Annotated in this window: 17 protein-coding genes; 4 read left to right on the top strand and 13 right to left on the bottom strand. The window is 67.2% G+C overall.

Features of this window, described 5'->3' with window-relative positions:
• Window positions 1–53 precede the first annotated feature (53 nt).
• From G9C85_RS08765 to G9C85_RS08720, 10 genes are all read right to left on the bottom strand, one after another.
• Complete coding sequence (locus tag G9C85_RS08765) at window positions 54–680, bottom strand: dolichol kinase (protein ID WP_369680787.1); 627 nt, start codon at window positions 678–680, stop codon at window positions 54–56.
• Complete coding sequence (gene glyS / locus G9C85_RS08760) at window positions 677–2,410, bottom strand: glycine--tRNA ligase (RefSeq protein ID WP_166039059.1); 1,734 nt, start codon at window positions 2,408–2,410, stop codon at window positions 677–679. Before glyS ends, G9C85_RS08765 begins: the two co-directional genes overlap by 4 nt.
• Window positions 2,403–3,254: a CBS domain-containing protein gene (locus tag G9C85_RS08755; RefSeq protein WP_166039057.1), complete on the bottom strand. Its 852-nt coding sequence runs from the start codon at window positions 3,252–3,254 to the stop codon at window positions 2,403–2,405. The genes glyS and G9C85_RS08755 overlap by 8 nt, the downstream gene beginning before the upstream one ends.
• A gap of 76 nt (window positions 3,255–3,330) precedes the next feature.
• Complete coding sequence (locus tag G9C85_RS08750) at window positions 3,331–3,963, bottom strand: hypothetical protein (protein WP_193570684.1); 633 nt, start codon at window positions 3,961–3,963, stop codon at window positions 3,331–3,333.
• 91 nt (window positions 3,964–4,054) lie between these two features.
• Complete coding sequence (locus G9C85_RS08745; protein WP_166039055.1) at window positions 4,055–4,507, bottom strand: hypothetical protein; 453 nt, start codon at window positions 4,505–4,507, stop codon at window positions 4,055–4,057.
• A gap of 7 nt (window positions 4,508–4,514) precedes the next feature.
• Complete coding sequence (locus tag G9C85_RS08740) at window positions 4,515–6,155, bottom strand: oligopeptide/dipeptide ABC transporter ATP-binding protein (protein ID WP_394352739.1); 1,641 nt, start codon at window positions 6,153–6,155, stop codon at window positions 4,515–4,517.
• An 11-nt stretch (window positions 6,156–6,166) separates the two neighbouring features.
• A complete protein-coding gene (locus G9C85_RS08735; RefSeq protein ID WP_166039053.1) occupies window positions 6,167–7,558 on the bottom strand; it encodes an ABC transporter ATP-binding protein in 1,392 nt (463 codons plus the stop codon).
• Entirely contained in the window at window positions 7,558–9,297 is a 1,740-nt protein-coding gene (locus G9C85_RS08730) for an ABC transporter permease (RefSeq protein ID WP_166039051.1), read from the bottom strand. The genes G9C85_RS08735 and G9C85_RS08730 overlap by 1 nt, the downstream gene beginning before the upstream one ends.
• A complete protein-coding gene (locus G9C85_RS08725) occupies window positions 9,294–10,364 on the bottom strand; it encodes an ABC transporter permease (RefSeq protein WP_166039049.1) in 1,071 nt (356 codons plus the stop codon). The genes G9C85_RS08730 and G9C85_RS08725 overlap by 4 nt, the downstream gene beginning before the upstream one ends.
• Window positions 10,365–10,521: 157 nt before the next feature.
• Window positions 10,522–12,432 carry an ABC transporter substrate-binding protein gene (locus tag G9C85_RS08720; RefSeq protein ID WP_166039047.1) on the bottom strand — a complete coding sequence of 637 codons (1,911 nt, stop codon included), beginning with the start codon at window positions 12,430–12,432 and terminating at the stop codon, window positions 10,522–10,524.
• Between the two features lie 443 nt (window positions 12,433–12,875).
• Here G9C85_RS08720 and G9C85_RS08715 point away from each other — a divergent pair, with 443 nt between their 5' ends.
• The 3 genes from G9C85_RS08715 (at window position 12,876) to G9C85_RS08705 (ending at window position 17,336) form a co-directional block, all read left to right on the top strand.
• Window positions 12,876–13,046, top strand: coding sequence for a hypothetical protein (locus G9C85_RS08715; protein ID WP_166039045.1), 171 nt, complete (start codon window positions 12,876–12,878; stop codon window positions 13,044–13,046).
• 156 nt (window positions 13,047–13,202) lie between these two features.
• On the top strand, window positions 13,203–13,622 hold the full coding sequence (locus G9C85_RS08710) for a PPC domain-containing DNA-binding protein (protein ID WP_166039043.1): 420 nt from the start codon (window positions 13,203–13,205) through the stop codon (window positions 13,620–13,622).
• Window positions 13,623–17,336 (top strand): DNA polymerase II large subunit, encoded by a 3,714-nt coding sequence (locus tag G9C85_RS08705; RefSeq protein WP_166039040.1) that lies wholly within the window; start codon window positions 13,623–13,625, stop codon window positions 17,334–17,336. It begins immediately after the preceding gene.
• A gap of 52 nt (window positions 17,337–17,388) precedes the next feature.
• Here G9C85_RS08705 and G9C85_RS08700 read toward each other — a convergent pair whose 3' ends face one another.
• Window positions 17,389–17,634 (bottom strand): hypothetical protein, encoded by a 246-nt coding sequence (locus G9C85_RS08700; protein WP_166039038.1) that lies wholly within the window; start codon window positions 17,632–17,634, stop codon window positions 17,389–17,391.
• Window positions 17,635–17,713: 79 nt separating this feature from the next.
• Window positions 17,714–18,901: a hypothetical protein gene (locus G9C85_RS08695; protein WP_166039036.1), complete on the bottom strand. Its 1,188-nt coding sequence runs from the start codon at window positions 18,899–18,901 to the stop codon at window positions 17,714–17,716.
• Between the two features lie 435 nt (window positions 18,902–19,336).
• Here G9C85_RS08695 and G9C85_RS08690 point away from each other — a divergent pair, with 435 nt between their 5' ends.
• On the top strand, window positions 19,337–19,639 hold the full coding sequence (locus G9C85_RS08690) for a hypothetical protein (RefSeq protein ID WP_166039034.1): 303 nt from the start codon (window positions 19,337–19,339) through the stop codon (window positions 19,637–19,639).
• Here the strand turns inward: G9C85_RS08690 and G9C85_RS18660 are convergent.
• A partial coding sequence (locus tag G9C85_RS18660) for a hypothetical protein (RefSeq protein WP_205254336.1) occupies window positions 19,621–19,816 on the bottom strand: 196 nt, incomplete at its 5' end. The two genes, G9C85_RS08690 and G9C85_RS18660, sit on opposite strands and share 19 nt — an antisense overlap.

The raw sequence follows: 19,816 nt of genomic DNA, 5'->3' as shown, positions 1-19,816 counted from the left end.
CGCCGAGCGCGGCGGAAGTGAAGCGCCCGGTCGTCGGCGACGACCGGTTGCCGTCACGCACCGAGTGGCGGGGCGAGCGAGGGCAAGTACCGCATGGCCGCCCACGCGGCCACGGCGACGACGATCGGGATCGAGAGGTTGTCGTCGACGATGACCCCACGGAACCGCGGTTTCACGCCGTCGGCGACCGTCGCGCCGACCGCGGCGACGAGCGCCGCCGACAGCGGCAAGAACGGCCACGCGAGTACGAGCGTCGTCGCGAACATCGCGAGCAGGACCCGCGGTCGCTTCACCGTCCGCAGTTCCCCGGACGCGAGCAGGCCGCTGATGGGGTCGCCCAGCGAGAGCGCGAGCATCGCCACCACCGCGATCCGGGGCTCGTGGCCGAACGCGAGGACGACCGCGGCGACGCTCCACATGTACAGCGCGTACCCCGCGGGGTTGTCCTGCTCGTACTCGCGAGTGAGCTTGTCGAACACCACCCACTCGAGGCCGACGAACAGGCGGACGGCTTCGAGGACGGCCGCGCCGACCGCCGCGACCACCATGAACGCCTGCACGAGCCACCACGGCGCACCCAGGAGCCACGCGACCGGGACGGCCGCACCGCTCGCGTGTACGAGGCGTCGCGCCACCTCGTCGCGGAGTCCCGCCAACTGATCGCTACCCGACTCCGTCACGCTTCCGGGAGGTCCTCGAACGCGAGTTCGCCCGCCCGCAACTCCGCGAGCGTCCCGACGAGGTCGTCCAGCTCGACGCGCGCCTGCGCGGTCGAGTCGCGTTCGCGGATCGTCGCCGTCCCCTCCGGGTCGGCGTCCAGCGTCACGCAGTACGGCGTCCCCACCTCGTCCTGGCGGCGGTACCGACGCCCGATGCTCCCCGAGTCGTCGTACGTGACGTCCAATCCGGCCGCGCGGAGCGTCTCCGCGACCTCGCGGGCCGTCTCGGGCAGGCCGTCCTGGTCAGTGAGCGGGAACACGCCGACGAACGTCGGCGCGACCGCCTGCGGGAGCCGGAGCACGTCCCGCTCCTCGCCCTCGACGACGTCCGACTCGTGCGCGTGCGCGAGCACCGAATACACGACGCGACCGACGCCGAACGCCGGCTCGACGACGTGCGGCGTGACGTGCTCGCCGTGCTCCGTGACCTCCTCGACCGCGAACCCCGTCTGCTCGACGGGGACCGCGTACTCGTCGCCGTCGACGGAGACGACGACCTCGTCGCCGTCGAACGCCGACCGGTCGCGCTCCGCGAGCGCCTGCAGGGCGTCGGCGACCTCGCCCGCGGCCCCACCGAACTCGGGGCCGAGGTAGCTCATGTCCGGGTCGACCGTCGCACGCTCGGTCGACACCGGCTCGTCGTACTCCTTGAAGATCGTGAACGAGTCGTCGGCGTACTTGGCGTGCTTCGAGAGGTCGTAGTCGCTCCGAGCCGCAATTCCCTCGATCTCGACCCAGTCGCCGTCGACGAGCGCCTCCGCGTCCCAGCAGTCGCTCGCGTAGTGCGCGAGCTCGCCCGGGAGGTGCTGGCGGAGCCGGAATCGCTCCAGGTCCACGCCGACGCGCTCGAACCACGCCGTCGACCGCCCGAGGAAGTACGCGATCCAGTCGCTCCCGACCACGCCCGCCTCGACGGCCTCCACGGGCGTCATGTGCAGGTACTCCTCGCCGTCGGCCTGCTGCGCGTCCACCGGATACAGCGGCAGGTCGACGTCCGCGACCGCGGCAAGGTCCGGCTCGTCTGCCTCGGGGTCGACGAACATCTCCAGCTCCGCCATCGTGAACTCGCGAGCGCGCAACAGCGCGTTGCGCGGCGAGATCTCGTTCCGGTAGCCCGTCCCGATCTGCGCGACGCCGAACGGCGTCTGGTTGCGCGCGTACTCCTTCAGACGCGGGAACTCCGTGAACATCCCCTGGGCCGTCTCCGGGCGCAGGAACCCCGCCTGGTCGCCGCCCGGCCCGATCTCGGTCTCGAACATCAGGTTGAACGTCTCCACGGGCTGGCCGGCGAGACTCGCCCCGCACTCCGGACACGGCAGGTCGTGCTCCGCGATCAGGTCCTCGACCTCGTCGGTCGGCAGGCTCTCGGCGTCCTCCACGTCCGTCGCGTCCTCGACCACGTGGTCCGCGCGATGACTCTCCCCGCACTCCGCGCACTCGACGAGCATGTCGTCGAATCCCTCGAGGTGACCCGAGGCCTCGAACACCGCCTCGGGCGTCACCGTCGGCGAATCGATCTCGAGGTTCCCCTCCTTCGTCACGAACCGGTCGCGCCACGCCTCCTCGACCTTCCGCTTCAACGCCGCCCCCTCGGGACCGTACGTGTAGAACCCAGCGACGCCGCCGTAGGACTCGTTCGCCTGGAAGAAGAACCCGCGACGGCGCGCGAGCTCGCTCAGGTCGCTACTCATACAGCGCCTCCAGGAGGTCCACGTCCCGGACGATGCCGACGAGCCGGTCGCCGGACACCATCGGCACCTGCTCGATGTCCTCGCTGATCATGCGCTGGGCGGCCTCCTCGACGGACGTCCGCGTCGAGATCGTCACCACGTCCGCCGTCATGAACTCCCGAACCGGTTCCGCGGGAATCTCGACGTTCCGCGTCGGCACGTACCGGCCACCGACCGCCTTGATCCCCTCCCACATCCACTCGTCGTCCTCGTTCGCGATCGAGTCGCCCGTGTCGTCCTCGCCCTCGACGATCCGCGCCACCTCGAGGATGTCGACCTCCGTCAACATCCCCGACACGTCCGCGTCGTCGTCGAGCACGACCGCGTACGGCACGTTCGCGTAGAACAGCTCGCGCTCCGCGACCGGAAGCGGCGTCCCCTCGTACGTCGTGTTCACGTCCCGGGACGCGTAGCCCTCGACGGTCGCATCCGTCGCCGCGTCGCCGCGTGCGATCGCGTGCACGACGTCCGTCACCGTCACGATACCCTCCAGCTGGCCGTCAACGACCGGCATGCGACGCGCGCCCTCCTCGACCATCACCCGGGCGACCGACTCCAGGCTCTCCCCGGCCGTCGTCGTCGGCACGTCCTCCATCAGGATCGCCAACTGGTCCTCGTCGGGGTGCTCGATGAGCGCGTCCCGAGACACCAGCCCGCGGTACTCCTCGCCCGCGTCGGTCCGCTTCACCACCGGCACCGACGAGAACTCGTACTCCTGGAGGTACTCCAGCACGTCGTCGCGCGTCCCGGGCAACTCGACCGTGACTAGCTCCGAGCGCGTCGTCATCGCGTCCGCGACATTCATACTCGCACTCTACAGCGAAAACGGAAATAAAGCCCCTGTTTCTGGCGAGCGACACTCACGACCGCCGACAGTACGCTCAGGCCTCGTCGACGTCCGCGTCCTCGACCGCCTCCGGCTCCACGTCGTCGAGCTTCTTCGCGACCTCCTGGGGGTCCGGCGTCTCCATCCGGTACTCCTCGATGCGGTCGATCTCCGGGACGAACTTGTCGACGCTATCGTGCTCGAACGCACCGATGCGCGTCCCGTCGACGAGCTGCGCGTACGTGTACATCGTCTCCTCGCGACGCGCCGCCGTCACCATCCCCGGCGCGAACCGGAGCTCGTACTGGCTCGCGACGAAGATCGCCGTCTCCGACTCCGGGTCGATGTACTCGACGACCAGGTACGCACGTCCCTCGTCCGCGGCCCGGTACACCTCGTACTGCGGGAACGCCTTCCCCTCGTAGGCCGCCTCGAACTCCTCGGCCATGTTGTTCGGGAGCACGAACACGAGCCCGAAGTCGTCGCGGTCGCCCGCGTCCGGGTTCGTCGGCGCCGTATCCACGGCCATGCACGTCACAGCCTCCCATCCATCTTCGCGTCGGGCCTCCGCCATCGCCTCCATGTCCTCGAGCGTCGCCTCCCACGCCTCCCGGATCGCGTCCGCGTTCGCCGCGATCCGGTCCGCGTGCGTGAAATCCTCCTCGTCGATATCGGGGGCTTCGGGCATGGGTCGCACAACACACCCGAGTCGGTTAAGGGTGTCTCTATCCGTCGACGACTCACCGAAGGAAACCCGTCACGACGCCTGCTCGCCCCGCCTACAGTCCGAGGCCGACGTCGAACACGACCTCCAGCAGCCACGCCGTCACGACGAACGCGACCGCCGCCGCGAACTGCTTCGTGTACGGCGAGAACCGCTCCGTCGGCGTCAACCCCGTCCACCGCGCCGGCGGCATCGCCGCCGCCACGCGCTGCAGGCGAGACACCTCCCGGCCACCGACCGTCGCACTGCTCGGACCAGCGTCGACCGCCGCCGCCCGACGCTCCGGCCCGGCCGGCCGCAACTGGAAGCTCGAGTACACGCCGAGGACGCCACCCACGACGAACAGCACCCACTTCGTGAACACGAGCCCGCCGAACGTCGACAGCTCGAACGCCGCGACCGGCACGAACACCACCGCAACCAGTACCACCACGTACGTCAGCAAGTCGACGACCTTCAACGCGACGACCTCGACCGCCTCGCGCGGCGTGGAATCCGTAGAAGACACGGCCGGCCTACAGCTGCTGGAAGACCGACTGGCTGTCCTCGTACTCGTCGAGGTGCCGATGGCAGTAACTCGTCCGGAGCGCCGTCACATCGTGATGCCGCGGTTTCTCCTTGTCGCAGACGCTCCCGAACTCCTCGAAGAGGTACTCCCGGGCCTGGTTGTCGTTGCCCGCCTCCACGTAACTCGCCGCCTCGCGGAGATGCTGCTGCGCGCCGTCCGGAACCTGCACGTCACCGAACAGCTCGTCCGTGATCTCCGTGATGTCCGAGAACCGCGTCTCCTTCCCGAGGAACTCCCGCACCCGGTCCGAGAACGACCGGTCCGCGCGCGTTCGCTCGCGGACGACCTCCCGGAACACCTCGATGCGCTCCCAGACGTCGTCGTCCATCTCTCGATACGCCTCCGGACGGATCTTCACCGGACACCGCGTACTGAACGGACAACCGACCGGCGGGTCGCGCGGACTCGGCGGCGTCCCACGGAGCGTCACGCGCTCCTTGTTCGAATCCGGATCCGGCTCCGGGATCGCGGACAGCAACGAGTGCGTGTACGGGTTCGCCGGTGCGTCGAACAGCTCCTCGGTCTCCCCGATCTCCATGATGTTCCCGAGGTACATCACGGCGACGCGGTCGCAGATGTGCCTGACGACGGAGAGGTCGTGCGCGATGAACAGGTACGTCAACCCGAACTCCGTCTGGAGGTCCTCTAGGAGGTTCAGGATCTTCGCCTGCACGGACACGTCCAGCGCCGACACCGGTTCGTCCAGCACGAGGAAGTCAGGCTCCAGCGCGAGCGCTCGCGCGATCCCAATGCGCTGGCGCTGCCCACCACTGAACTGGTGGGGGTATCGGAAGTAGTGCTCCGGCCGCAACCCGACCGTATCCAGGAGTTCGCGAACGCGCTCGCGGCGCTCGCGCTTGGTCCCCCAACCGTGCACGTCCAGGGGCTCCCGGACGATCTCCCCGACCGTCATCCGGTCGTTCAGGCTGGACTCGGGGTCCTGGAAGACGATCCCGAGTTGCTTCCCGCGGAGCTTCTTCAGCGCGTAATCCGGCGCCGACGTCACGTCGATGTAGCCCGACTCGACCGTGACGGTGTCGCCGTCCTTCGACCCGGACTCGACGAACACGAAGTCCTTCTCGCCGTACAGGCCCAGACGCTCCCCGAATCCGGCGTCGACGAGGGACTCCACCGTGACGTTCCCATCGTCCACGAGCGTCCCCGCGTTCACCTCGCCGGGCGACAGCGTCGCGAACCGCGGGACGTCAGTGATGTGCTTGGGAAGCACGCCGTCGTCGAGCAACTGCTCGACGAGCGACACCGCGTCGTGCTCGCCGTAGACGTCCGGCAGGAACACCGTCCGACGACGGTTCCCGTTCGCGAACTGCTGGACGACTTCCGGCTTCGAGAACCGACTCATCCCAGCGGTCGCGTCCTCCAGTTGCACGAGCGTCCGACCGAGCGTCGACTTCCCGCACCCGGACTCGCCGACGAGCCCGAGCGTCTCACCGCTCCGGATGTCGAAGTCCACCCCGTCAACCGCCTTCACGGGGTTGCTCGAGATCAGGCCGCCGCCCTCGTAGTACGTCTTGAGCTGGCGGACCTCGATCATCGCGTGCTCCTCGTCCGTCGACTGCGCCGTTGACATCGCTTGTTTGCTCATTCGTTCCGCCCTCCTTTCGCCTTGTGGAGTTCGATCGCCTCTGCCTGCGTCACGTCCTCCGGATACAGCAGGCACGCGGCGACGTGGTCGTCTTCCTCCGTCGACACCCCGACCTGCTCGGGATGCACCGCCTCACAGTCGTCGAACGCCTCCGGACACCGCGGCGCGAACCGACAGTACGTCGGATCCTCGTTCGGCGTCGGCACGTCGCCCTCGATCGTCTCCAGACGATCCCCGGCCTGCTGGCCCGGGATCGACCGCAGAAGCCCCTGCGTGTACGGATGCTTCGGGTCGTGGAAGATGTCCCTCACGTCACCCGTCTCGACGAGCTCGCCGGCGTACATCACGTTCACGCGATCGGAGATGTCCGCGATGACACCCATGTCGTGCGTGATGAACATGATCGAGAGGCCGCGTTCCTCCTGGAGGTTCTCGAGGAGTTCCAGGATCTGCGCCTGGATCGTCACGTCGAGTGCGGTCGTCGGCTCGTCACAGATCAAGAGTTCGGGATCGCACGCCAACGCCATCGCGATGACGGCACGCTGACGCATCCCACCACTGAACTGGTGAGGGTACTCGCGAACGCGCCGCCGCGAGTCCGGAATCCCGACCGCTTCCAGGAGGTTGATCGCCTCCTCCGTCGCCTCCGCACCCCGCAGGCCACGGTGGAGCTTCAGCGCCTCCTTGATCTGGTTTCCGACCGTGTACACGGGATTCAGGGACGTCAACGGGTCCTGGAACACCATCGCGATGTTCCCCCCGCGGAGCTTCCGGAGCCCGCGGTCGTGCGCGCGAGTGACGTCGATGTACCCCGACTCGACCGTCGCGCCACCCGACGTGATCTCGCCGGACTCGATGAACACGAAGTCGTTCTCGTCGACCAGTCCGAGTTCGTCCGCGTACCCGGACGTGATCAGGTCGTTCCAGGTGACGACGCCGTCGTCGACCATCTTCCGGACGTTCACGTCCTCCGCACGCTCGTCCGCGTACCGCGGGTCCTCCGTGACGTCGCTCGGTACCGCACTGAGCTGCGTGAACGCGTCCTGGAGTTCCGCCGTGAGATCGTTCTCGGCGGCGAGCTGCCCGAGGTCGACCGTCGAGCTCTCGAAGGTGTTCGCGAACTCCTCCACGGCACTCGCCACGCGGAACTGGACGCTACTCCCACGGAGTACGCTCCCCGGGCTCTCGACGAGCCCCATGATCGAGCGCGCCGTCACGGACTTGCCCGACCCGGACTCGCCGACGATACCGACCGTCTCGCCCTTCTCGATGTCGAAACTGATCTCGTCGACCGCACGGATCGTCTCCTTGTCCGTGAAGAACGACGTCTGCAGGTTCTTCACGCGGAGCACGGAGTCGTCAGTCGCGACCTGCTCGGGCGTGGACATCATCCACCACCCCCTGCAGCCGCGGCCTCGTCACCCGACGCCCCTTCGGACTGCGGGTCGATCGCGTCGCGGATGCCGTCACCGAACGCGTTGAAGCCCGTGACGACGAGCACGACCATCAGACCGGGGACGGTCGCGATGTGCCACGACGGCCCGGACACGTACGGCTGACCGGAGTTCACCATCCGACCCCACTCCGGGACCGGCGGCTCGATCCCCAGGCCGAGGAACGACAGCGCGGCGACGCTGATGATGATGCCGCCGAGCCGCAGCGACCCGTACACGAGCAGGTAGCCGAGGATGTACGGCGCCATGTGCTTCTTCATCGTGGTCGTCGGTCGCTGCCCGTAACTCCTGGCGGCGTCGATCCACTCCTGCTCGGACACCTGTAACGCGGGTCCACGGAGCGCGCGCCACATCCCCGCCCAGCCGATCGCGACGAAGATGAGGACGAACACGAGCGCGCCGTTGTACACGTTCGATATCGGATGGTCCGCGAGCACCGTCCCCAGGAGGATGAGCACGAGCAACGCCGGCATCGCCTGGATGCCGTCGGACGTCACCACGACGATGAGGTCAGTCAAGCCCTTGTAGTACGCCGTCACGAGCGCGAGCGCCGCACCGATGAACCCGCTCCCGACGACCGAGAGCAGCCCGATGAACAGGCTGACGCGGGACCCCATGGTCATGAACGTCCATAGGTCCTTCCCGCCGGTCGTCGTCCCGATCGGATGGAACCGACCGAAGTCGTCGTACTGGAGGATGCCGACGTTCCGGTCACCGCCCTGCGAGGTCGACCCGGAGTTCGCACTGCCGTGCGTGATGTTCAGCACCTCCCCGTCCTCCGTGTAGTTCACCGAGTAACTGTACGGTTCGTGGATGTTCTCCTGCGCGGTCACCGGACCGAGCGGTGGCGCGAAGATCGCCATGACGAGGAACATCGCGACGACGACGAACCCGAACTGGCCCCAGCGGTGCGTGCTGAAGCGATCGATCATGTCGTCGCGCGGCGTCCAGTCAGCGTACCGGTAGTGCCGGCGGAACGTCTTGTAGCCGAACCAGGCCCACGCGATCCAGACGAACGCGTACACGTACACGAGAACGACGCGGATCGCCCACGCGACGGCCGGTTCGAGGCCGAGGAACGTCCCGTGGTACGGACCGAGCGGTCCGGTCGAGTACTGGTCGGTCGCGCCTGACGGTGGCGCGAACCCCTGGTTCGGGATGACCTCGCGCGACAGGAGCGTCCACCGGTCGGCGAACACGGTCCCGACGTCCGCGACGATCGCGAACAGCGACTGGAGCGCGCTCCCGAGCGGCGAGAACACGAGCAGCAGTCCGGCCACCGCGACGATCGAGCCGACGATGACGCGCTCGAGGAGGTCGGTGCTGATCGGCCAGTCCTCCACGCCGAGACTCTCCACGATGGAGAACGGGATGAAGAACGCCTTGATGAGCACCGTCACGACCGCGATGGCGACGAATGCACCGATCGCGGTCAGGATGGTGCCACCGACCGTCCCACCCGTACTGTACATCGTGTCGACGTACCAGCTCATGATCTCGAGCGACCCCGTCGTGAACGGGTTCACCATGTCGCCCCAGAGGATGAGCGTCTCGAAGAACGCACTCGCCTGCGGGAGGAACAGCAGGAATGCCCCCGCGAGCCAGATCATCGCAGGTTCGGGGTGCGCGAGCACGCGCTCTCTGAACGTCGAGTCCTCGTTTCGTTCGCTCATTTGTCGTACCCCACTCTCGGATCGATGATCGTGTACAGGAAGTCCTGTAGGATGTTCAAGAACACGATTAGCAGGATGAAGATGTACATCAGCGACCCCGCGAGCGGCAGGTCGGCCTGCACGACCGCCTGGAAGAACAGGTAGCCGAGGCCGTTGATCCCGAAGATGGTCTCCAGGATGACGGACCCACCGATGAGGAGGAACGCTTCGTTCAGGATGATCGGGACGAGCGGGATCAGCGCGTTCCGGAAGACGTGCTTCCAGACGATCTTCCCGCTCGACAGCCCCTTCGCGCGCGCGGTCTCGACGTAGTTCGAGTTCACCGTCTCCAGGACCGCCGTCCGGCCGAGACGCATCTCGTTACCCATCGACGCCGACCCGAGCACGATCGCGGGCGGCAGGATGCGCTTGATCGCCGCGAGGAACGTCTCGAAGTTGAACTTGAACGGCAGCCGGAACAGCGTTGTCCCGAACAGGTCGATGCTCGTCACGCCCGCGACGTCGTAGAAGTTCAACGACGGTGCGCCGACGATACCGGTGTCGACGACGAACGTCTTCCAGTTGAACCCGAAGAGGACGTTGTCCTGACTCAGCCACGCCAACAGGATGACGCCGAGCCAGAAGTTCGGCATCGACCGCCAGACGATCCCGCCGAGGGACGCGAAGTAGTCCGACCACGTGTTCGGATTCAGTCCGGCGTAGAAGCCCAGCGGTATCCCGATGAACAGCGGGAGGAGCACCGACCAGAAGCCCAGCCAGAGCGTCCGCGGTGCGAAGCTCCCGATGAGTTCCATCGCCGAGGTGTCCGGTTGGATGACCCAGGAATCGCCGAGGTCGAACATCGCGAGGTTCGCGATGAAGTCGAGGTACTGCCCGAACAGCGGTTTGTTCAGCCCGAGCTGGGCCTCGATCTGTTCGTAGGCCTGTTGGTTTGATTGCGGGCCAAGGATGGCCGACACTGGGTCTATCGGGCCCAGGTAGATGATCATGAACGTGAGGGTCGTTCCGAAGAGCACGACCGGAACCGCCAGTACGAGCCGGCGAGCGAAGTACGACCACCGACTCATTTTTCGGCCCTCCGGTGAGCCACTTCCATCACCATTGTTCTACTGATAGTGTATTTCGCACCCATGGTTATGTCTTGCGTTCCACGGTTGATGATAACCGGCGCGTAGGCGTCGCTATGGCCGCGAAAAAACGGAAAACGCGAAGTCGTTCCGGGCGTTACTGGTCGCGCTCGTTGATGACGACCTTCCACTTCTTCTGGCGGGAGGGACCGCCACCGCCGAAGCGCGGAATGTCGACCCAGTCGTACCACAGACGCTCCTCTGCGACGTGGTACATCGGAAGGAGGACCATGTCATCCCACATGGCCTCCTCCATCTGGACGTACGCCGAGTCGCGCTCGCTCTGTGCGGAGTCGGTCGGCTCGGGGTTGCTCTGGATCGTCTCCCAGGCGCTCTGGGCCTGCTGTGCGGCACTGCTCATGCCACCCTCGTCGCCGTCCCAGTCCAGGTAGAAGCCCTGCGCGCCGCCTTCCTGGTCCGTGTTGGTGAGCTCCGGCACGACCTGCCCGAGGAAGTTGTTCGGGCGCGGCCAGTCCATGATCCAGCCCAGCGAGTACGCTTCGAGGTTCCCGTTCCGGCCACGCTGGAGGAGCGTCGAGAACGGCGCCTCCTCGAGCTGCATGTTGACGTGCGCGGACGCGAGCTTGTCGCGGAGGATCTTGCCGAGGCCCTGCCACGTCGACGACTGGTACGTCGTGAACGTGACCTCGTACTGGTTGTCGGGGCCGTAGCCGGCGTCCTCCATGACGCTCTTTGCCTGCTGGATCTGCGTCTGGTTGTACCCGTAGGGGTAGTTGTTCTCCGCGTGCGAGTCGTACTCGGGTGCGCCACCCGGGTAGATGTTCGGCGGCGTGAGGTGGTACGCGGCCTTGCCACGACCCTTGAACACCTGCTCGACGCCCTCCTGCTGGTTCATCGCGTACGCGATGGCCTGCCGGGCGGGCTTCTCGACGTTCTCGCAGTTGAAGCCGATGTAGTACGTGTTGATCGACGCGACCTGGAGGTAGTTGGCGGTGGCGCTGTTCTCCATCGGGCCGTACGTCCCGTACTTGCGGCCGAGGTCGTCGGTTCCCTCGACGTTGACCTTGCCGGGGTCGTACTTCGACGTCGGCATCGAGATCAGGTCGGAGTTCTTGTTCTGGGCGTACTGGTAGGCGGTCTCCGGCTTCGGGATAACCTTCCAGAAGACGCCGCCGTTCAGGACTTCGCCACCGTGGTAGTCGTCGTTTCGGACGATCTCGGCTTCCTGGCTAGTCTCCCAGTGGTCGAACACGTACGGACCCGCACCGACTGGGTTGTTGGTCGCGAACTCCTCGTGGGCCATCTCGCCGTCGCCGATGTCCTCGGTCTCGTCGGAGCCGAGGCTGCCACCGGACGGGACGACGTCGATGTCGCCGACGATCCCCTTCGGGATCACCGAGAACGACGTGTACGCGAGCATCTCGAGTGTGGGCGCGAACGGCTTCGCGAGCTGCATCTTGAACTCGTAGTCACCGGTCGCGGCCATGTTGAGCGAGCCGGGGACGTACGCGCCTTCGTCGTCCGTCTCGTGCTCGATGTTGAGCGCGTATGCGAGAATGAAGTACGTCCGTCGGGAGTTGTCCGAGGCCGCGAGGCGCTCGAAGGAGTACACGACGTCCTCGGCCGTGACCTCGCCCATGTCGTCGTGGTACTGGACGCCCTCTTTGAGCGTGAACGTGTAGGTCCGGAAGTCGTCGGAGACCGAGACCTCCTCCGCGAGGAGGTTCTCCACTGCGATCTCGCCGTTCGGGTAGTTCATCAGGGCGTCGAACACGTTCTGGATGATCGTGCCGGACGCGGTGTCCGTCGCCTTGATGGGGTCGAGCGTGGTGATCGTGGAGTTGATGAGCTGCAGGGTGCGGTCGTTGCCCTGGGGCTCCTCGTCTCCGCCAGTGGTCGTGTCGGTCCCGTCGCCACCGTCTTCGGTTTCGGGTTCGGTCTCGGTTTCGTCGCCGCCACCGAGGCAACCCGCGATTGCCGCTGCAGTTGCTGCGCCACCGGTCGCTTGCAGGAAGCGACGTCGGTCGACGCTGGTATTGTCTGTCATCCCACGCACTGCTTTGGAGACGATTCGGTTAAAATTACCGTTATGGTCTGCCGCCGTTTTACATACCCAAACATTCATAAGAGGGCGTTGGTTTTCGCAAGACTGCACCGACTTCGAGGTTCCCCGGATTGTTGCCGCTATCCGCAGCGGAATATACCAAGAAAGGGATAAGATACGCTCGCAGTCGTGCGGAACTATCGACCGGTCCCATCGAACGGACGACGGGGCGGCGATCCGGGACCGAGGTACGGGCTCGTTTCCGTGCGATTGCGCGCTGGAACGACCAGCATTCCGTGGTTGTCCTTCACACACCGAAACGGTCGCTTACGTGACCGACCGACCACCGATCCGGTCGCCCTCCCCGAGTTTGGAGCCGCAAGCGCGCCGATAAACCGTCCTGTTTTTTCGGAGCGTTTATACCCCTCCATGAGACATGGGCACACATGGCCGCATCCGAGTCTGGACCCACCGACGCGAACAGTGGGTACGATGTGGTATCGTCTGTCGACGGCGAGGGCTCCAGTAAGGAGTACGTAATCGCCGACATCACAGCAGACGGTGCGTGGCTCGCGATGCAGGCGGACGACGCCCCGGACCTCCCGGACTGGCGATAGAGGCAACGTCTCTCCCACCTCTACGGTCGTTCGACTCCGTAGCCGCAGCGCCATCCTCGAGCCACGTCGACCGGCGTCGCCGGGGTCCGTCGAGGGTCGCGGCGACCGGCGCGACCGTTGGTCAGATTTTTCCCCAGTGGCGTCGTGGGCGTTGGTATGCACTACCGGGAAGTCGAGACCGTCGGGGAGTACCTCGGACGGCTCGAGACGGGGCGGGACTGGCGCGCCCAGCTGGAGGAACTCGCCGTCGAGGAGGAGATCGACGCCGGGTGGTTCGTGGGGCTCGGCGCGGTCCAGGACGCGACCGTCTGGTACTATCACCAGGACGAGGGCGAGTACGAGCCCGTCGAGTTCGACGAGCACCTGGAGGTCGCGGCGTGCGTCGGGAACCTGAGCGAGCTCGACGGGGAGCCGTTCGCGCACACGCACGTCGTCCTCTCCCGGCCCGACGGCGAGTCGGTGGCGGGCCACCTCGACGAGGCGACGGTGTTCGCCGGCGAGGTGTACGTCGCCGCGTTCGACACCGAGCTCGTGCGCGAGCACGACGCGACCACCGACCTCGACCTCTGGCTATAGATGCGGGAGGCAGACGAGCGGTACTTCGAGCGGCTCGAAGCCAACCTCGACGAAGCGTTCGACGTCGCCGAGCGCGCGAAGCGGATCGGCGACGACCCGAAGCCGGAGGTCGAGATCCCGACGGCGCGAGACATGGCGGACCGCGTGGAGAACATCCTCGGGATCGACGGCGTCGCCGAGCGCGTTCGCGAGCTCGAGGGCGAGATGAGTCGCGAGGAGGCGGCGCTCGCGCTCGTCGAGGACTTCGTCGAGGGGTCGGTCGGCGACTACGACTCCCGCGAGGGGAAGGTCGAAGGGGCGGTGCGGACCGCGGTCGCGCTCCTCACTGAGGGCGTGGTCGCAGCGCCCATCGAGGGCATCGACCGCGTGGAGCTCCTGACGAACGACGACGGGACGGAGTTCATCAACATCTACTACGCCGGCCCGATCCGCTCGGCGGGCGGGACCGCGCAGGCGCTCTCGGTGCTCGTCGCGGACTACGCGCGGACGCTACTGGACGTCGACGAGTTCAAGGCTCGCGACGAGGAGGTCGAGCGGTACGCCGAGGAGGTCGATCTCTACGACTCGGAGACGGGCCTCCAGTACTCGCCGAAGGACGAGGAGACGAAGTTCATCGCCGAGCACATGCCGATCATGCTGGACGGCGAGGCGACGGGCGACGAGGAAGTTCAGGGCGGCCGGGACCTCGAGCGCGTCGACACGAACGCCGCCAGGGGCGGGATGTGCCTCGTGCTCGCGGAAGGAATCGCGCTGAAGGCGCCGAAGATCCAGCGGTACACGCGGACGCTCGACGACGTCGACTGGCCGTGGCTCCAGGACCTCATCGACGGCACCATCGGCAAGGACGACGGCGACGACGCCGAGAGCGAGGCCGAGGCGGCCGCCAGCGACGGCGAGGACGCCGACGCGAACGCCGACGACGCCGAGGGTGCGGACGACGCCGCGCCGACGGGACCGCTCCGGCCCGAGAAGTCCAAGAAGTACCTGCGGGACCTCATCGCGGGCCGCCCCGTCTTCGGGCACCCCTCCGAGTCCGGTGGGTTCCGGCTCCGGTACGGTCGCGCCCGCAACCACGGGTTCGCGACCGCTGGCGTCCACCCGGCGACGATGCACCTCGTCGACGACTTCCTCGCGACCGGCACGCAGATCAAGACCGAACGGCCGGGGAAGGCCGCGGGCGTGGTGCCCGTGGACTCCATCGACGGCCCGACGGTCCGCCTGGCGAACGGCGACGTCCGCCGCATCGACGACCCCGCGGAGGCGAAGGAGGTCCGCAACGGCGTCGAGTCCATCCTCGACCTCGGCGAGTACCTCGTGAACTACGGCGAGTTCGTCGAGAACAACCACCCGCTCGCACCGGCCTCGTACACCGTCGAGTGGTGGCGCCAGGACCTCGAAGCGGCGGGCTGCGACGTGCAAGCGCTACAGGATTCCCCCAGGGTCGACCTCGCCGACCCGGACGCGAGCACCGCCCTCGACTGGGCGAGCGCGTACGACGCCCCCCTGCACCCGCAGTACACGTACATGTTCCACGACGTGAGCGTCGACGACTTCGAGACGCTCGCCGACGCGGTCGCCGACGCCGCCGTCGAACCCGCCGTCGCCGACGGCGGCGCGCTCGCACGCGACGACGACCGGAACGACCGCAAAGGGGGCGACCAATCGTCGTCCGCCGACGCGGCTGGTGAGGGAGCCGACGACGACGACCGAGAGCCGATCGACCCGGACGCCCCCGGCGTGCTCGTCCTCGAACGCACCGAGACCACGCGCCGCGTCCTCGAACGCCTCCTCGTCACGCACCGCCAGACCGACGACGAACTCCGCGTCGACGACTGGGTGCCGCTCGCTCGCTCCCTCGGCGTCGAAGCGACCCGCGACCCCGACGCCGACGGCCCGACCGTCCACCTCGAGCGGACGTGGACCGCCGACGACCTCTCCGAGCGCGCTCGCGAGTACGCCGACGGCGAGAACGCCATCGAAGCCGCGAACGAGGTCGCACCCTTCGAACTCGTGGAGCGCGCTCCGACCCGCATCGGGAACCGCATGGGGCGCCCCGAGAAGTCCGAATCCCGCGACCTCTCCCCGGCCGTCCACACGCTCTTCCCGATCGGCGAAGCCGGCGGCAGCCAGCGCTCGGTCGGCGAAGCCGCCAAGCACGCCCCCGACATGCAGTCCACGCCCGGCCTCGTCGAATCCGACGTCGGCCGCCGCCGCTGCCCCGCCTGCGACACCGAGACGTGGCGCGCACGCTGCCCCGAGTGCGACGCCCGCACCGACCCCGAGTACTGGTGTCCGTTCTGCGAGCAAGACCTCGAACCCGACGACGCCGGCCGCGTCCACTGCGACCGCTGTGACGCCGACGGCACCAGCGTCGAACCCACCGAGATCGACGTCGACGCGGTCTACCACGACGCCATGCGCGCCGTCGGCGAACGCGAGAACGCGTTCGAGATCCTCAAGGGCGTCCAGGGACTGATGTCCGCGAACAAGACGCCCGAACCGATGGAGAAGGGCATCCTCCGCGCGAAACACGACGTCTCGTCGTTCAAGGACGGCACCGTCCGCTACGACATGACGGACCTCCCCGTCACCGCCGTCCGCCCGAGCGAACTCGACGCCACCGCCGACCAGTTCAAGGGCCTCGGCTACGAGGAAGACGTCCACGGCGAACCCCTCCGGCACGACGACCAACTCGTCGAACTCAAAGTCCAGGACGTCGTCCTCTCGAACGGCGCCGCAGAACACATGCTGAAGACCGCGGCGTTCGTCGACGACCTCCTCGACCAGTACTACGGCCTCGACCGCTTCTACGAGTTCGACGACCGCGACGACCTCATCGGCGAACTCGTCTTCGGCATGGCCCCCCACACCAGCGCCGCCACCGTCGGCCGCGTCGTCGGCTTCACGAGCGCCGCCGTCGGCTACGCGCACCCCTACTTCCACGCAGCAAAGCGCCGTAACTGCGACGGGGATGAAGATTGTGTGATGCTCCTTTTAGATGGACTTTTGAATTTTAGCAAATCGTACCTGCCGAACAAGCGAGGTGGTCGAATGGACGCGCCGCTGGTCATGTCTTCCAGAATCGATCCGTCGGAGATCGACGACGAGGCGCACAACATGGACGTGATGTGGGAGTATCCGCGGGAGTTCTACGAGGCGACCCGGGAGATGGCGGACCCGGAGGACGTCGAGGAGATCATGACGATCGCGGAGGAGAACCTGGGGAGCGACCGGGAGTACACGGACTTCTTCCACACGCACGATACGAGCGATCTGGCGCTGGGGCCGGACCTGTCGGCGTACAAGACGCTGGGGTCGATGGAGGAGAAGATGGACGCGCAGTTGCATCTCTCGCGGAACTTGCGTGCGGTGGACGAGACGGACGTGGCGGAGCGCATCATCGAGGGGCACTTCCTACCGGACCTCATCGGGAACCTGCGGGCGTTCGCGCGCCAGGAGACGCGGTGTCTGGACTGCGGGGAGAAGTACCGGCGGATGCCGTTGACCGGCGAGTGCCGCGAGTGCGGCGGGCGCGTGAACCTCACGGTCCACGAGGGGTCCGTGAACAAGTACATGCAGACGGCGATCGACGTCGCGGACGACTTCGGCTGTCGAACGTACACGAAGCAGCGCTTGGAGAAGCTAGAGCGGGCGCTCGAGTCGATCTTCGAGAACGACCACAACAAGCAGTCCGGCATCGCGGATTTCATGTGAAAGTCCGCCGGGCGACTCACGGTTCGCGGTGGCGCGTCGGTCGGCCGTGCCGTCACTCTTCCCCGGGCCCCGTCAGCGGTTCTCGAGCGAGCGTGTAGGTGACGATGCCGCCGACCAGGAGGCTGTAGAACAGCCAGCGTGGACCGCCGAGCGCGCCGAAGGCCAGGACGAGTATCGCGGCCCAGGCGACGACGGCGGCCGCGTCCGCGAGGAGGTGGCGCCGGTTCGCTTCGATGACCGCTCGAGCGGTCGCGAGCAGCGAGTGCACTCGGCGCGGCGTCGAGCGGTCTTCGGTCATCGTCGGACGACTCGACTGGCGTGGTCGTGGTAGCTGTCCCGCTCGTGTGGACGGGTACGGTTGCGGGTTCTCATTGTGTTCAGAAGTGATAGCCGTGGGTCTGTCGGACGTGATGGGCGGCGGTTCCCCAGCTGAAGTCGCCGACCGGCCACCACGCGTGGGCGTTGTTGAATCCCGCGACGAGCTGCTGCCGGTCCGGGTTCTCCGGGTCGGGGTGGTACGCGACAGAGCCGCTGTCGCCGCTCTGGACCGTCCGCTGGCCGCCCCACTTCAGTTGGCCGCGCCGGCACGGCGTCCCGTAGTAACACGTCACGCCGTTCACGCCCTTGATCTGGCCGCTCGTGTGGCCGGTTCGGGCACCCATCTTCTGGAGGGGTTCGTCCCTGGCGGCGAGGTCCGCGAGACCGAACTTCGTGAACTGGCCGCCGACGCGCGAGGGCGAGGCGCCGTGGATCCGGCTCGCCGGCTCGTACCCGTTCGCGGGGTCGACGCGGACGACGTCGTCGTCCGGGAAGCCGCGTCGAACGTGCCCGAGGACGGCCGACGAGTCCATGGCGAGGGCCGTCAGCGATTCGCCGCGGTGGGCGGTCTCGAGTTCGCCCTGTTCGCCGTAGACGTGGTTCGCCGTCGTGAAGAACCGCCGTTTGGTCGACGGGTCGTACATCGCCGGTGCGAGCGTGCCCTCTCCGGCGTCCGTGGCGCACGTGACGCTCCCGGGAATGCGCTCGTCGGGGATTTCGTCGACGAGCCGGAGTTCGACGGAGTCGCGCCGGCGTTGCGGGACGGGCGACACCGACTCGAGGTAGTTGATCGTGTAGCCGACGTCGCGAGCCAGTTCGCCGACGTCCGGGAGGTCCGATTCGGTGGTCGCGTCGAGGAGCAGCGAGGTGTCGCGGTCGGAGTAGTCGCCGGGCTGGACGAAGACGCCGGCGAGGCCGGGGATGCCGCTCTCGACGAGCACCTCCTGCACGTCGAACGCCCGCTGGAGGTCGTTGTACCACTCGCGCGGGACGGGTTTCGTCCGCGGTTCGACCCGCCACGGGTCCTCGCTCCGCGTGAACCCGTAGACCATCGGGACCTCGTCGGGGCGCGTGGCGAACAGGTCGTCGGGGGCGAGGAGCGACGCGGCGGCGGCTCCGAACCCGGCGTTGACGAGCGTCCTGACGAACCGTCGTCGACGCATCGACGACAGGTCGGCGTCGCGGAGCCGCTGGAGCGCTCGCGGCCCGATCCCGGAGTCGTCGGTGTCTGCGGGTCCCTCTGTCATCGCACGTCACTCGAAAGCGCGTCCCGTCGCGGCGGCCCGAGGGGGCAGCGGCGGCGTTCTCCGGGGCGCTTCGGGCAGGCGTGGTTGCGAGTGGGGCGGCGTCAAGATAGCGAAGTGTAGCGGACTGAGTGAAATAAGCCCGGGCTTCGTTCAACGCCGTAACCTCGGGTTTCGCCGCGTGAACGGACGCGCCGGTGGACGCAGTCGGAGCGTACCCGCTCCAAGAACCTGATACGGCGTGAGGGAGCGAACGGTCACGACGCGCGTGCCGCCCCGGGATTTCTTCGACGGATGCTCGCCTTACCGACCCGGTTCCACGTGACTCCGCCGCGCCGCGGCGACAGTCGTCGTCGATTGCCGATCGCGACCGCCGCCGATACTGCGAGGAAGACATCGAGACGGACGCTTATGTTCCATGGTAACGTTGGGCACTATATGAGCGAGATGGAGGAAGCGACTGGTGACGTTCGGTTCGGGACGAAGGTGTACGACGATGACGGCGAACTGCTCGGGCACGTCCGCGGGTTCGACGAGCACGGGTTCTACGTGACGGCCGACGACGGCGTCGAGGGATGGAGCATAGAGCACTCGCGCGCCGGCCACGACTTCGGCGAGGCCGAGTTGATGTGGCGGTGCTGGGAGTGCGGCGAGATGGGCGAGATCGACGGCGCGCTCCCGGAGGCGTGCCCGAACTGCGGGACGGAGCGGGAGGACATCTACTACTGGACGGAGGATTGAGGGGCGTCGCGGAGCGTCGCGAAGCGCCGTAGGCGCGAGCGACGTTGCTCGCGGTCGTCTCCGTTCTCGGCGGTGGTGTCGCGGAGCGTCGCGAAGCGCCGTAGGCGCGAGCGACGTTGCTCGCGGTCGTCTCCGTTCTCGGCGGTGGTGTCGCGGAGCGTCGCGAAGCGCCGTAGG

It is taken from the genome of Halorubellus sp. JP-L1, assembly GCF_011440375.1.
Taxonomy (GTDB): Archaea; Halobacteriota; Halobacteria; order Halobacteriales; family Natrialbaceae; genus Halorubellus.
The sequence above is the reverse complement of the archived record's forward strand: the minus strand, read 5'-3'. Positions and strand labels throughout refer to the sequence as shown.

Excerpts from the sequence above, each read along its gene's own strand:
- G9C85_RS08735 (WP_166039053.1), bottom strand. The coding sequence starts at position 7,558 with ATGTCCACGCCCGAGCAGGTCGCGACTGACGACTCCGTGCTCCGCGTG.
- G9C85_RS08750 (WP_193570684.1), bottom strand. The coding sequence starts at position 3,963 with ATGCCCGAAGCCCCCGATATCGACGAGGAGGATTTCACGCACGCGGAC.
- G9C85_RS08690 (WP_166039034.1), top strand. The coding sequence starts at position 19,337 with ATGAGCGAGATGGAGGAAGCGACTGGTGACGTTCGGTTCGGGACGAAG.
- glyS (WP_166039059.1), bottom strand. The coding sequence starts at position 2,410 with ATGAGTAGCGACCTGAGCGAGCTCGCGCGCCGTCGCGGGTTCTTCTTC.
- G9C85_RS08755 (WP_166039057.1), bottom strand. The coding sequence starts at position 3,254 with ATGAATGTCGCGGACGCGATGACGACGCGCTCGGAGCTAGTCACGGTC.
- G9C85_RS08730 (WP_166039051.1), bottom strand. The coding sequence starts at position 9,297 with ATGAGCGAACGAAACGAGGACTCGACGTTCAGAGAGCGCGTGCTCGCG.
- G9C85_RS08705 (WP_166039040.1), top strand. The coding sequence starts at position 13,623 with ATGCGGGAGGCAGACGAGCGGTACTTCGAGCGGCTCGAAGCCAACCTC.
- G9C85_RS08710 (WP_166039043.1), top strand. The coding sequence starts at position 13,203 with ATGCACTACCGGGAAGTCGAGACCGTCGGGGAGTACCTCGGACGGCTC.
- G9C85_RS08715 (WP_166039045.1), top strand. The coding sequence starts at position 12,876 with ATGGCCGCATCCGAGTCTGGACCCACCGACGCGAACAGTGGGTACGAT.
- G9C85_RS08720 (WP_166039047.1), bottom strand. The coding sequence starts at position 12,432 with ATGACAGACAATACCAGCGTCGACCGACGTCGCTTCCTGCAAGCGACC.
- G9C85_RS08725 (WP_166039049.1), bottom strand. The coding sequence starts at position 10,364 with ATGAGTCGGTGGTCGTACTTCGCTCGCCGGCTCGTACTGGCGGTTCCG.
- G9C85_RS08700 (WP_166039038.1), bottom strand. The coding sequence starts at position 17,634 with ATGACCGAAGACCGCTCGACGCCGCGCCGAGTGCACTCGCTGCTCGCG.
- G9C85_RS08695 (WP_166039036.1), bottom strand. The coding sequence starts at position 18,901 with ATGACAGAGGGACCCGCAGACACCGACGACTCCGGGATCGGGCCGCGA.
- G9C85_RS08740 (WP_394352739.1), bottom strand. The coding sequence starts at position 6,155 with ATGTCAACGGCGCAGTCGACGGACGAGGAGCACGCGATGATCGAGGTC.